Here is a 13,126-nt window from a genome sequence, read left to right on the forward strand (position 1 = left end):
AGGTTTCATTAAAGCATAAAAAAAGGGGCTAAACAGCCCCTTTTTTATCATCTAGCTAATATAACTAGATTAATAAGTTAACAATTACGCGTCAGTTGGCGCGTCAGCTGCAGGTGCTGCTGATTCCATTGCTTCTTTAATACTTAGACGTACACGGCCTTGGCGATCTACTTCTAGTACTTTAACTTTAACTTCTTGACCTTCAGAAAGGTGATCAGCCACGTTATTAACGCGCTCAGTACTAATTTGAGAAATATGTACTAGACCATCTTTACCAGGAAGAATGTTTACAAACGCACCGAAATCAACAATACGTACAACTTTACCTTCGTAGATAGTACCTACTTCAAGTTCAGCTGTTAATTGCTCAATACGGCTAATTGCATTAGCTGCACTTTCGCCATCAGTAGCGGCAATTTTAATTGTACCGTCGTCACCGATTTCAATCGTTGTACCAGTTTCTTCAGTAAGCTGACGAATAGTTGCGCCACCTTTACCGATAACTTCAGCGATTTTCTTCTGTGGGATTTTCATTGTGTATATGCGAGGAGCAAACATTGATAGCTCTTCAGAAGGAGCAGAAATTGCTTCGTCCATCACTTCTAAGATATGTAAACGTGCAGCTTTTGCTTGTTTAAGCGCAATTTGCATGATTTCTTGAGTGATACCTTCGATTTTGATATCCATTTGAAGTGCAGTGATACCTGCAGCTGTACCAGCAACTTTAAAGTCCATGTCACCTAAGTGATCTTCATCACCTAAGATGTCAGAAAGAACAACGAATTTATCGTCTTCTTTAACTAGACCCATCGCAATACCGGCAACAGACGCTTTAATTGGTACACCGGCATTCATAAGTGCAAGTGAAGTACCACATACAGAAGCCATTGAAGATGAACCATTTGATTCAGTGATTTCAGATACTACACGGATTGAATATGGGAATTCAGTCAATGTTGGCATTACAGCAGCAATACCACGCTTAGCAAGGTTACCATGGCCGATTTCACGACGCTTAGGAGAACCAACAAAACCAGTTTCACCTACACAGAATGGAGGGAAGTTGTAGTTAAGCATAAAGTGGTTTTTATGAGTACCAGTTAAATCGTCGATTAACTGTGAATCACGTTCTGTACCAAGTGTAGCTGTTACTAACGCTTGAGTTTCGCCACGAGTAAAGATAGCAGAACCGTGAGTACGCGGTAATACGCCAGTCATTACATCTAGTGCACGAATCATATCTGGTTCACGACCATCGATACGTTTTTCGCCAGAAGCGATACGGCCACGAACGATTTTCTTCTCAAGTGAACCGAATATTTTACCAATTTCTTGCTTATCTAAAGACTCGCCTTCAGCAAGTTCAGCTGTTAACACTGCAACAACTTCATCTTTAGCTACGCCAAGTGCTTCTTTACGCGCTACTTTATCAGTGATTAAGTAAGCTGCGCCTACTTTATCAGCAGCAATTGCTGCAACTTTATCTTCTAGTGCAACGTTTTTAGCTGGTGCAGTCCAATCCCAAGTAGGCTTGCCTGCTTCTGCTTTAAATTCTTCGATTGCAGTGATGATCGCTTGAGATTGCTCATGACCATATACAACAGCGCCAAGCATTACGTCTTCTGCAAGTACGTTAGCTTCTGATTCAACCATAAGTACCGCTTTATCAGTACCGGCTACCACTAAATCAAGTTGGCTTTCTTCAAGCTCTTTTAATGTAGGGTTAAGTACATATTCGCCGTTGATGTAACCAACGCGAGATGCACCAATTGGACCACTGAACGGGATACCAGAGATAGCAAGTGCTGCTGAAGTACCAATCATCGCAACCATATCAGGTTGGATTTCAGGGTTAACAGAAACAACAGTAGCAATAACTTGTACTTCGTTTACAAAACCGCTTGGGAAAAGTGGACGAATTGGACGGTCAATAAGACGTGCAATAAGTGTTTCGCCATCGTTAGGACGACCTTCACGCTTTAAGAAACCACCTGGGATACGACCAGCAGCGTACATACGCTCTTGGTAGTTAACTGTTAGTGGGAAAAAGTCTTGGCCAGGTTGTGCTTCACGCTTACCAACAACAGTTACTAAAACTGAAGTGTCGCCAATGCTTGCAAGTACAGCGCCGTCTGCTTGACGAGCGATTGCACCAGTTTCTAGAGTCACTGTATGTTGACCTAGTTTGAATTCTTTAATAATTGCTTGCACTTAAAATATTCCTTAAATGTATTCTAATAAGTTGTCATCAAAGTACCAATTACAGTACATAATTGTATTCAGTTGGAAATCAATTAAGTACTACAATTGGCAATGATGTGAATAAGCGTAGATAAACCTTTTTACCTACGCGCATAGTATATACCAAAGCTGCTTCAAAATGCGAGTCTAGGGTGTGTTGATCTTTGTGGATTGAAATTTGTTCAATCTAGGGTCGATTTAATCACGGCGCGAGATTTGTAACCTAGTGGGCTAAGTAAAAATCGAGCAACAAAGAGTTAATCGCCCCTAGGATGAACCCGCAGGGCAGCGCATGTTTGGCATTTATGCTGCGTTATCGCCTATTTATGGGGAATAACCACACTACATAGGCGCTGCCTTGCCTAAAGACCAAACATACAGCTGCAAAATTAATCACGAAAGGTCAACACACACTAGCTACTAGATTTAAACTGGGCTAATTAGCGGGTAAATACAACAGCTATTGGTAGGCTATGAAATGGGGGTTTTATATTATAATTCAATAGGTTTAAGAATTTTCTTAATTTGGAAACACAAATTTCAGGCACAAAAAAAGGAGCTAAAAAGCTCCTTTTTCTATAATCTAGTTCTTAGCGACGTAGGCCAAGTTCTTTGATTAACGCAGTATAACTAGTGATGTCTTTACCTTTAAGGTAATCAAGTAGTTTACGGCGAGTGCTTACTTTACGAAGCAGACCACGACGTGAGTGGAAGTCATGCTTGTGATCAGCAAAGTGACCTTGAAGCTTGTTGATGTCAAAAGTAAGTAATGCTACTTGTACTTCTGATGAACCTGTATCGCCTTCTGCACGTGCAAATTTAGCAATGATATCGATTTTTTCTTGATTGCTTAGTGACATAGTAACTCCAAAAATTAAATTTAAAAGGTGTCTTAGCCGATCACTAATTCAGCCAAAACGATTAAGCGGGCGTATTCTACCAACTGTAGGAATAACTACAAGCTAATTATCCCCAACTACAACTAATAAGCCACCGTTAGGCACATTAGTTGCTTATTCAGGCTTCACGTAATCGTCTTGCTGACTAGCAAGACCACGTTTAACCTTTAAATGACCGTTTGAGTTACGCTCACCAGTACCAATAAATATATTATCCGCAACAACTTTAATTGCACCATCAGGTAAAGCGATTGATAATTCTACAGCTTGCCCGTGACTAAAAATTCCCCCTTGTTCTTTTGTAATTTCAACAACGGGTAAATCAGTTAAAGCAGTATCAATTGGTAGCAATAGCGAGTCTAAATAAGTTGAAGGCGCAAGCTCTTCTTCTTTCGCTTTAGCAAGCAACGCTTCAATCTCATCAAGCGAGACCATTTTATCTGCCGGATACTGACCAACAGCGGTTCTGTGGAGCATAATAACGTGTGCGCCACAGCCTAGGTTTTCGCCTAAATCATCAACGATTGTACGAATGTAGGTCCCTTTAGATACATGGGCCGTCATTTGTAATACGTTGCTTTGTTCATCAAATTCGTCAAACGATAAGCTAAACACGTTTATTTTTCTGCATTTACGAGGAACTTCAATACCTTCGCGCGCGTACTTATATAACGGTCTACCTTGGTACTTAAGAGCTGAGTACATTGACGGATATTGTTCAGACTCACCAACAAAAGCAGCTATTTCTTTTGTTAGCTGTTCACGCGTAACGTTCACATCTTTAGTGCTAACAATTTCGCCATCAGAATCTGATGTTGTTGTACGCTCACCCAGTTGTGCACGAACGATATAGGTTTTATCTGTATCGAGTAAAAACTGCGTAAACTTAGTCGCTTCACCAAAACAAATTGGCAGCATACCTGTGGCAAGTGGATCTAAAGCACCTGTGTGCCCAGCTTTTTGCGCAAAATAAACACTTTTGGCTTGCTGTAATGCTTTATTTGATGAAATGCCTTCAGGTTTGTTTAACAACAAAATACCGTCAACTGCACGGCCTTTACTGCGCTTTGCCATCTGTATCAGTGCCTTCTTCGCTATCTGTATCGTCTACGTGATCAGTACCTTCTTCGCTATCTGAAACATCAGCAGCATCAACACTTTCTACGTCTTCATCTACATGCTTTGCGTTATCTTCGCGGATAATAGAATCCACTAAGTTAGAAATACGCATACCTTCCATTAATGAGTTATCAACTACAAACTTTAACTCAGGCATTATACGTGCACGGATACGCTTACCAAGTAACGAGCGAATATAGCCCGTTGCTTCATTAAGTACTTTTGCGCTTTGCTTTGCTGCGTCTTCATCTTGTGTGTTAAACACAGTAATGAAAATTTTGGCATAAGATAAATCGCGCGATACTTCTACCGCTGACACTGTCACCATACCTAAGCGTGGATCTTTAATTTCGCGTTGTAAAATTACAGCAATCTCTTTTTGGATTTGCTGTGCAACACGATCAGTGCGAGAAAATTCTCTCATTATACTTGTCCTAAAATAATAACTTATTGAAATTAAATAATAAGTTAACTAAATAATGGATATGCAAATGGGGGCTAAGCCCCCATTTAAAATCTTAGCGTAGGGTGTGTAGAACGTCCGGCGTTAACCTGAGCGTTCGATACTCCCTAGTAACAATTATAGAGTACGTTGTACTTCAACTGTTTCAAATACTTCGATTTGGTCACCAACACGTACGTCATTGTAGTTCTTAACGCCGATACCACATTCCATGCCGTTACGAACATCAGCAACATCGTCTTTAAAGCGACGAAGTGACTCAAGTTCACCTTCATAGATAACAACGTTTTCACGTAGTACACGGATTGGAGCGCTACGTTTAATAACACCTTCAGTAACCATACAACCAGCGATTGCGCCAATTTTTGGAGACTTGAATACGTCACGAACTTGAGCAAGACCAATGATTTCTTGTTTAAACTCTGGCGCTAGCATACCTGACATTGCTTGTTTAACTTCGTCAATCAAGCTGTAGATTACGCTGTAGTAACGTAGGTCTAAGTTTTCAGTCTCGATAACTTTACGAGCTGAAGCATCAGCACGAACGTTAAAGCCAACTACAATTGCGTTAGACGCTGCAGCTAGTGTTGCATCAGTTTCGGTAATACCACCAACACCTGAACCAACAATCTTCACTTTCACTTCATCAGTAGAAAGTTTAGTTAGTGAATCAGAGATTGCTTCGATAGAACCTTGAACGTCTGCTTTAAGTACCACGTTAACTTCAGAAACATCGCCTTCAGTCATGTTAGTAAACATGTTTTCAAGCTTAGCTTTTTGCTGACGTGCTAGTTTAACATCGCGGAACTTACCTTGACGGTATAAAGCAACTTCACGCGCTTTACGCTCATCTTTAACTACAGTCGCTTCGTCGCCTGCAGCAGGAATACCAGAAAGACCTAAAATCTCAACTGGGATAGATGGACCAGCTGACTTAATGTCTTTACCGTTTTCATCGCGCATTGCACGAACACGGCCATACTCAAGACCACATAATACAATGTCACCTTGGTTAAGCGTACCAGATTGAACAAGTACTGATGCTACTGGACCACGGCCTTTATCAAGACGAGATTCAATAACAACACCAGCCGCCATACCTTCAGTAGGTGCAGAAAGCTCTAAAAGTTCAGATTGGTTCAATACTGCTTCAAGAAGGTCGTCAATACCTAAGCCAGTTTTAGCTGAGATATGAACGTACTGTGTATCGCCGCCCCATTCTTCTGGAATAACGTCTAGTACAGCAAGTTCGTTTTTAACACGATCTGGATCTGCGCCTTCTTTATCCATTTTGTTTACTGCGATGATTAAAGGAACGCCAGCTGCACGAGCATGCTGTACCGCTTCTTTAGTTTGTGGCATAACGCCATCATCTGCTGCAACTACTAGGATTACGATATCAGTCGCTTTAGCACCACGAGCACGCATTGAAGTAAATGCAGCATGTCCTGGTGTATCTAAGAAGGTGATCATGTGACCGTTTACATCAACATGGTATGCACCAATATGCTGTGTAATACCACCGGCTTCGCCAGAAGCAACCTTCGCAGAACGAATGTAATCAAGAGTTGATGTTTTACCATGGTCAACGTGACCCATTACAGTTACTACTGGAGCACGTGGCTCTGACTTACCATCTTCGTGGCGGTCATTAAGTACTGTTTGCTCTAATTCGTTTTCTTTAACAATGATAACCTTGTGACCCATTTCTTCTGCAACTAATTGTGCAGCTTCTTGGTCAATCACTTGGTTAATAGTAACCATGTCACCCATTTTCATCATTGTTTTAACAACTTCAGCGCCTTTAACGGCCATGCGTGATGCAAGCTCAGCTACTGTAATTGTTTCGCTAATACGCACTTCATTTTTAACATCAACAGTTGGTTTTTGGAAACCATGTTGTAATGATGCAGGTGCTTTTAACTTAGACTTGTTACGGCCTCTTGACGCTGCAAATTTATCTTTTGCTGGCGCTTTTTTCTTTTTCTTAGCACGGCGTGTACCTTGCTCATCACGAGCATCGGCAACATCTTCTGCTTCACGTGCATAAGTAGAAGTCGTAAGATGGTGATCCGCTGTTTCTTCGCGTTTCTTACGTTCTTCTTCTTCTTTCTTCCAGCGTGCCGAGTTTTCTTCAGCTAGCTTTCTTGCTTCTTCTGCTTGACGTTTCGCTTCTTCTTCAGCTTTCTTCAATGCGGCCTCTTCTGCTTCTTTTTGCAGACGCTCAGCTTCTATGCGATCTTTCTCAGACTTAGCACTTTGCTCTGGGGTCATCTGCTTTTGTTTCGCTTTACGCTCTGCATCAGCTTTGCGTTTAGCTTCTTCTTTGGCTTTACGGTCGGCTTCTTCTTTCGCTTTGCGTTCTGCCTCTTGTTTCGCTTTTAATTCTGCGGCTTCTTGGTCAGCTTTTTGCTGCTCTTCAAGACGCACTTTTTCTTCAGCAGCTAAGCGAGCTTGCTCTTGCTCTTGTTCCATTGCGCTTTTCTTCACGTAAGTACGTGTTTTGCGAACTTCAACTTGAACATCTTTTGCTTTACCAGTAGAGCCCGTAACACTTAAAGTGCTTTTGCTCTTACGTTGTAAAGTCATACGCGCTGGGCCATCTGAACCTGTACCGCCATGATGCTTGCTTAAATGATCAAGTAACGTTGCTTTTTCAGCTTCTGTTACGTTATCAGTTGCTTGCTTAGTGATACCTGCTTGTGAAAACTGCTGTAGCAATTTATCAACAGTCGTACCTATATCGCCGGCTAGTTTTTCAACATTTACTTCTGCCATAGTGTGTAATACCTCCGTTAATAAATTACTCGTCTGCAAACCAACAAATGTTTCGTGCAGCCATAATCAGTTCACCCGCTTTTTCAGATGAAAGTTCTGTGATATCAACTAATTCGTCAATACCTTGCTCTGCCAAGTCTTCAAGTGTAACAACACCCTTGCTTGCCATAACAAATGCTAAGTGGCGCTCTAAGCCTTCAAGCGCAAGTAAGTCTTCAGCTGGCTCTGCGCCATCTAAGCTTTCTTCCGTTTTAAGTGCTTTAGTTGTCAATGCATCTTTTGCGCGTGAGCGCAGTAAATCTACAGTCTCTTCATCAAGACCATCAATTTCTAAAAATTCAGACGCTGGTACATACGCCACTTCTTCAAGTGTCGAGAAACCTTCGTTGATAAGTAATGATGCAAACTCATCATCAATTTCTAAATTTTCAGTGAATAAGTTAAGTAACTTATCAGATTCAGCTTCATTTTTAGTACGCATGTCTTCAACAGTCATTACGTTTAGTTCCCAGCCAGTTAACTGACTTGCTAAACGAACGTTTTGACCATTACGACCAATTGCTTGCGCTAGGTTATCTGCTTCTACAGCGATATCCATTGAGTGAGTGTCTTCATCCATTACGATTGAAGCAACTTCTGCTGGCGCCATTGCATTGATAACAAATTGTGCCGGGTTGTCATCGTAAAGTACGATATCAACACGCTCACCGCCAAGTTCTGACGATACAGCCTGAACTCGTGCGCCACGCATACCAACACATGCACCAATTGGGTCTATGCGTTTGTCGTTAGATTTAACAGCAATTTTAGCGCGTGAACCTGGATCACGTGCTGCTGCACGTAATTCAATCATCTCTTCGCCAATTTCTGGCACCTCAATGCGGAATAATTCCATTAGCATTTCAGGTTTAGAGCGCGTTACAAATAATTGTGCACCGCGTGCTTCAGGCTTAACTTCATATAAAAGACCACGGATACGGTCACCCGGGCGGAAGTTTTCACGTGGTAACATGTCATCACGGTAAATTACCGCTTCTGCGTTGTTACCTAAATCAAGCACGATTGCATCGCGAGTTGCTTTTTTAACAACACCCGTTACCAGCTCGCCTTCTTGATCTTTGTATGCTTCAACAACTAAAGCGCGCTCAGCTTCACGTACTTTTTGTACGATAACTTGCTTAGCCATTTGTGTTGTAATACGGTCAAATTTGATTGAGTCGATTTGCTCTTCAACATAATCACCCATTTGCAAATCAGGTTCTTCAACCTGTGCTGCTTCTAGAGTGATTTCGCTGTATGGGTTCTCTAAAGAACCATCTTCTAATACAGCGGCAATCTGCCAACGACGGAACGTATCGTAATCACCGGTTTTACGGTCAATTGCTACGCGTACTTCAATTTCGCCATCGTGTTTTTTCTTTGTAGCTGTCGCTAAAGCGAACTCTAGAGCTTCAAAAATCTTTTCTTTTGGAACCGCTTTCTCATTGGAAACGGCTTCAGCAACCAATAATATCTCTTTTGCCATGGGTAATGCCTCGCTTGCCCTATTCCTTCGCACTCGAATTTAAAACTTCGCGATTAAATTCGCACGTTCGATGTTACTAAGCATGATCAGATGCTCTGCACCATCGCTAGATAGTGTGATCATATCGCTGCTAACTGCTACTAAGTCGCCTTTAAAATTACGACGACCATCCTGTGGAAGTTTAGTACGCACGCGTACTTCCTCTCCTTGCGCCTGCTCGTAGTGATCTTGTTTGAATAATAGACGATCAACACCAGGAGACGATACTTCCAAATCATATTCATTTGTAATTGGGTCTTCGACGTCTAAAATCGCACTAATTTGGCGACTTGCATCCGCACAGTTATCAACTGAGATCCCATCCTCATGAGCAATATATACTCTTAAGGTAGAATGGCGACCCGCTTGCACAAATTCAAGACCATGCAATTCAAAGCCTAACATTTCTACCGCAGGCGTTAACATGGTTACTAAATCTTGTTCAAGTTTTGTCACGAAAATCCTCCATACAAACAAAAAAAGGGCTTATAGCCCTAAAATACTGAGTTTAAGTTTTAATTTGATGACAATTGCCACAAATCGCAAGGTGCAGATACAACAACGCCCCGAACCAAGCGGGGCGTCACACCAATAAAGCATAAAACTGTGTGGCCTAGGGCCAAGCTTGGTTGCGAGTCAGTAAACTGACCTAATTAAACTACATAGTCTAAAACGCAAAACGCGCATTACTTAGAATGCGCGATATAAATTAGTAAGGTAATACCTACTAGTAGAATTGGTTGCGGGAGCCGGATTTGAACCGACGACCTTCGGGTTATGAGCCCGACGAGCTACCAGACTGCTCCATCCCGCGCCAATAGATATCAAACTTTAAATTTAATATCGCTGTTAGCTGTTTTACAACATGCTAAACAATGGCCGCTATTATAAGGATGTACGGGATGATTAGCAACTATAATACGCAATTAGTTTATAAAATTTCCAATTCGTCAAGATGCTAATTTAATGTATATATAAGTAACATAAGTAATCAATCAATTTTATAAAATGCTGTCTCTAAATTATTAAATATTACAGCTTATTATTTTTGAGTGAAAATCAAACAAACTAAATTTGAGCTACCTTAGTACCTTCTAGATGCTTACAATTTACCAGAAAATAAATTGATATAACTAAAACCCATACTTTAACACTAAAAAAACGTGCAGAATTTTATCTGCCCGCTATAATCAATTTTATGCCACTTAATAATAATAGTTATTACTCACTGCAGCGAGATAAAAATGAATCAACAACAATCAGCATTGTTAAATAACTTAACAATTATTAAGCCAAATTTTCATGCATTCACGGCTCGATTTCACAGTAAATTGGCTGAATCTAGCATTGAAATGAATTACCCAACAGCCTTACAATTTAACGAAAAGAGTTTTACCCTTTTTTGTGTGTTAGAACGAATTGTTAAACATTTAGATAAGCCAGCATCAGTAGCTCCTTTTTTAGCACATCATTTGATGTACCTAAAAAAAAGCAGTGTTTCACAAAATGACATTGCACTATTATCTGATGCGTTTTACGAAACCCTTAAAGAGCACCTTGGTAAACACTTTACTCCTGAGAGCCAGCTCGCTTGGAAAAAAGCCCTTAAATATTTTGAAAACTTTGCCAGCAATATTTTATTTAATGTATCTAATGTGGTTTCGTTACAACAAAAAATGCAGCAAAAGCAAAGTAATAAAATTTAAACATAAAATTTTAGGGGTGGCAATTTAACTTACTTAACCTCCCCATTAATTAAACTCATTTGCACACCATGATCCAGCACGCCTTTATTGCCTTGATAATCGGTTAAGCCTTTTTGCTCTATTCACTCGTAGTTAAATAGTAAAACGATCCTTTAATTAAATACGTCCGTATAAAAAAATTTGGCTTTACTATGACCCATCACAAAACACTCAGACTAATACTAGGCGATCAGCTAAACCCATCTCATTCATGGTACAAGCAAAAAAACGACGACACGCTTTACCTCATCGCAGAACTAAAACAAGAAACTGACTACGTTAAACATCACATTCAAAAACTGTGTGCTTTTTTTAATGCTATGGAAAACTTTGCAACTGCATTAAACACGGCAGGTTTTAATGTTTTGCATTTAACACTTGATGATACCGATGACGACAAGGACTTGATTGAATTACTCAAGCGAGTTGCCGATAAATATCAATGCGACTCTATTGAATATCAATACCCTGACGAGTTTAGGCTAAAATCTCAATTAGCTAAGTTTAAAAGTGATAGCTCATTAAATGTAATTGCTACAGATACTGAACACTTTTTATTACCGTTCACCGATATAAAAACACGCTTTACAAAAAACAAGCATGTAACAATGGAGCACTTTTATCGTGCTATGCGTAAGCAACTTAATATATTAATTTATGATGCAAAGCCAACTGGTGGCAAATGGAATTTTGATAGTAATAATCGTAATAAATTTTCCAAAAAAGACTTAGCCGACATCCCACAGCCTAAGTTATTCAATACTGATGTTAGCAGTATTATTTCTCGTTTAAATAAACACAACGTCGCTTATTTGGGTGAAATAAATGAACATTCACTGGAGTGGCCAACAACGCGTAAACAAGCGATTGAATCTCTTGAATACTTTTGTGAGCACTTACTTAGTCGCTTTGGTCACTTTCAAGATGCGATGACAGATCAAAGTAAAAATAATACCAGCCTGTACCATAGCCGTTTATCGTTTGCCCTAAACGCAAAAATACTCCACCCGTTATATGTAATCAAACGTGTAATAAGCGAATACGAACAAAGACCCAATGAAATATCCCTCTCGCAAGTAGAGGGCTTTACCAGGCAAATATTAGGCTGGAGAGAGTATGTACGTGCCATTTATTGGATTAACATGCCCGACTACGCAGTTAAAAATCAATTACAAGCCAAAAATAAACTGCCATCTTATTTTTGGAACAGCTCTACAAAAATGAATTGTCTAAGCCACTCACTCAAGCAAAGCCTTGAAACCGCTTATGCTCATCATATTCAGCGCCTAATGGTTATTGGGAACTTTTGCATGCTCACAGGAATAAACCCTGATGACGTAGACAACTGGTACTTAGGCGTTTATATAGATGCCATAGAATGGGTAGAAATGCCCAACACCCGAGGCATGAGTCAGTTTGCCGATGATGGAATAATTGCAACAAAGCCTTATGCTGCAAGCGGTAACTACATTAATAAAATGAGCGATTACTGCAAAAGCTGTCAGTACGATGTTAAACAAAAAGTAGGAGATAAAGCCTGCCCGCTAAATAGCTTGTATTGGCATTTCATGAATAGACACAGAGACAGGCTAGAAAAGAACCCACGTATTGGTATGGTATATAAAAACTGGGATAAACAAGATGAAACACTTCAAGAACAAACGCTGCAACAAGCAACCTACTACCTTAATAATTTAGAAGCGCTTTAAGTAAAAAAACCGCCTCAAATGAGGCGGCTAAATAATCAGGGGAATATGTACTTTAGAAGACTATTTACCTTCAATTAGATTGCTATTACCAATTTCTATTTTACGTGGTTTAAGTGCTTCAGGAATTTCACGCTGTAACTCTATGCTCAATAAGCCGTTAGCTAAATCGGCACCAAGTACTTTTACATGGTCTCCAAGCTGAAATTTACGTTCAAAGTTACGCTCTGCTATACCTTGATGAATAAACTTACGTTCATTATTTTCATCTTTATTAGCTTTAATACCTGCAACTTTTAATGTGTTGTTTTCTGACTCAATGGTTAATTCACTATCACTAAAACCGGCAACGGCCATAGTGATTCTGTATTTGTCTTTATCGAGTGCTTCTATATTGTAAGGAGGAAAACTCGGCTGCTTGTCTGTATTAGCTGCCGCATCCATAAGTGATGCTAAATGTTCGAAGCCGATAAATGAACGATAAAGTGGTGATAAGTCTACTGTACGCATAATAATATCCTCATATTTAAGCGATATTTTGCATGTGCTTTTCTATTGAACAAGCTCAAGCAAAGTTTAATTAATAATATAAATTTCAATTGTTTAAGTTT

The 13,126-nt window shown here is 40.0% G+C and carries 10 protein-coding genes and 1 tRNA gene; 2 read left to right on the forward strand and 9 right to left on the reverse strand.

Going from position 1 to position 13,126, the window contains the following annotated elements; genetic code table 11:
* Positions 1-84: 84 nt before the first annotated feature.
* The 8 genes from pnp to PARC_RS12130 all read right to left on the reverse strand — a co-directional run bounded on the left by pnp (position 85) and on the right by PARC_RS12130 (position 9,878).
* On the reverse strand, positions 85-2,211 hold the full coding sequence (gene pnp, locus PARC_RS12095; RefSeq protein ID WP_007585511.1) for a polyribonucleotide nucleotidyltransferase: 2,127 nt from the start codon (positions 2,209-2,211) through the stop codon (positions 85-87).
* A gap of 620 nt (positions 2,212-2,831) precedes the next feature.
* Complete coding sequence (gene rpsO, locus PARC_RS12100) at positions 2,832-3,101, reverse strand: 30S ribosomal protein S15 (RefSeq protein ID WP_007585509.1); 270 nt, start codon at positions 3,099-3,101, stop codon at positions 2,832-2,834.
* 153 nt (positions 3,102-3,254) lie between these two features.
* Positions 3,255-4,214, reverse strand: a complete 960-nt coding sequence (gene truB, locus PARC_RS12105; RefSeq protein ID WP_007585508.1) for a tRNA pseudouridine(55) synthase TruB — start codon at positions 4,212-4,214, stop codon at positions 3,255-3,257.
* Complete coding sequence (gene rbfA, locus PARC_RS12110) at positions 4,198-4,683, reverse strand: 30S ribosome-binding factor RbfA (protein ID WP_007585506.1); 486 nt, start codon at positions 4,681-4,683, stop codon at positions 4,198-4,200. The genes truB and rbfA overlap by 17 nt, the downstream gene beginning before the upstream one ends.
* Positions 4,684-4,839: 156 nt before the next feature.
* Positions 4,840-7,500: a translation initiation factor IF-2 gene (infB, locus tag PARC_RS12115; RefSeq protein ID WP_007585504.1), complete on the reverse strand. Its 2,661-nt coding sequence runs from the start codon at positions 7,498-7,500 to the stop codon at positions 4,840-4,842.
* 25 nt (positions 7,501-7,525) lie between these two features.
* A complete protein-coding gene (nusA, locus tag PARC_RS12120) occupies positions 7,526-9,025 on the reverse strand; it encodes a transcription termination factor NusA (RefSeq protein WP_007585502.1) in 1,500 nt (499 codons plus the stop codon).
* A gap of 39 nt (positions 9,026-9,064) precedes the next feature.
* Positions 9,065-9,520 carry a ribosome maturation factor RimP gene (rimP, locus tag PARC_RS12125; protein WP_002958482.1) on the reverse strand — a complete coding sequence of 152 codons (456 nt, stop codon included), beginning with the start codon at positions 9,518-9,520 and terminating at the stop codon, positions 9,065-9,067.
* A 281-nt stretch (positions 9,521-9,801) separates the two neighbouring features.
* Positions 9,802-9,878 (reverse strand) — tRNA-Met (locus PARC_RS12130).
* Positions 9,879-10,308: 430 nt separating this feature from the next.
* On the opposite strand from PARC_RS12130, the gene PARC_RS12135 reads away from it, so the two are divergent.
* Positions 10,309-10,770: a globin domain-containing protein gene (locus tag PARC_RS12135; RefSeq protein ID WP_010554682.1), complete on the forward strand. Its 462-nt coding sequence runs from the start codon at positions 10,309-10,311 to the stop codon at positions 10,768-10,770.
* 191 nt (positions 10,771-10,961) lie between these two features.
* Positions 10,962-12,518 (forward strand): cryptochrome/photolyase family protein, encoded by a 1,557-nt coding sequence (locus PARC_RS12140; RefSeq protein ID WP_010554681.1) that lies wholly within the window; start codon positions 10,962-10,964, stop codon positions 12,516-12,518.
* Positions 12,519-12,578: 60 nt separating this feature from the next.
* Here the strand turns inward: PARC_RS12140 and PARC_RS12145 are convergent, their stop codons facing one another.
* Positions 12,579-13,025 (reverse strand): Hsp20 family protein, encoded by a 447-nt coding sequence (locus tag PARC_RS12145; protein ID WP_007585496.1) that lies wholly within the window; start codon positions 13,023-13,025, stop codon positions 12,579-12,581.
* Positions 13,026-13,126: the final 101 nt, after the last annotated feature.

It is taken from the genome of Pseudoalteromonas arctica A 37-1-2 (genome assembly GCF_000238395.3).
GTDB lineage: Bacteria > Pseudomonadota > Gammaproteobacteria > Enterobacterales > Alteromonadaceae > Pseudoalteromonas > Pseudoalteromonas arctica.

What these genes read in the sequence shown, in the direction of transcription:
- rpsO (WP_007585509.1), bottom strand. Translation starts at nt 3,101, where the DNA reads ATGTCACTAAGCAATCAAGAAAAAATCGATATCATTGCTAAATTTGCA.
- truB (WP_007585508.1), bottom strand. Translation starts at nt 4,214, where the DNA reads ATGGCAAAGCGCAGTAAAGGCCGTGCAGTTGACGGTATTTTGTTGTTA.
- rbfA (WP_007585506.1), bottom strand. Translation starts at nt 4,683, where the DNA reads ATGAGAGAATTTTCTCGCACTGATCGTGTTGCACAGCAAATCCAAAAA.
- infB (WP_007585504.1), bottom strand. Translation starts at nt 7,500, where the DNA reads ATGGCAGAAGTAAATGTTGAAAAACTAGCCGGCGATATAGGTACGACT.
- nusA (WP_007585502.1), bottom strand. Translation starts at nt 9,025, where the DNA reads ATGGCAAAAGAGATATTATTGGTTGCTGAAGCCGTTTCCAATGAGAAA.
- PARC_RS12135 (WP_010554682.1), top strand. Translation starts at nt 10,309, where the DNA reads ATGAATCAACAACAATCAGCATTGTTAAATAACTTAACAATTATTAAG.
- PARC_RS12140 (WP_010554681.1), top strand. Translation starts at nt 10,962, where the DNA reads ATGACCCATCACAAAACACTCAGACTAATACTAGGCGATCAGCTAAAC.
- PARC_RS12145 (WP_007585496.1), bottom strand. Translation starts at nt 13,025, where the DNA reads ATGCGTACAGTAGACTTATCACCACTTTATCGTTCATTTATCGGCTTC.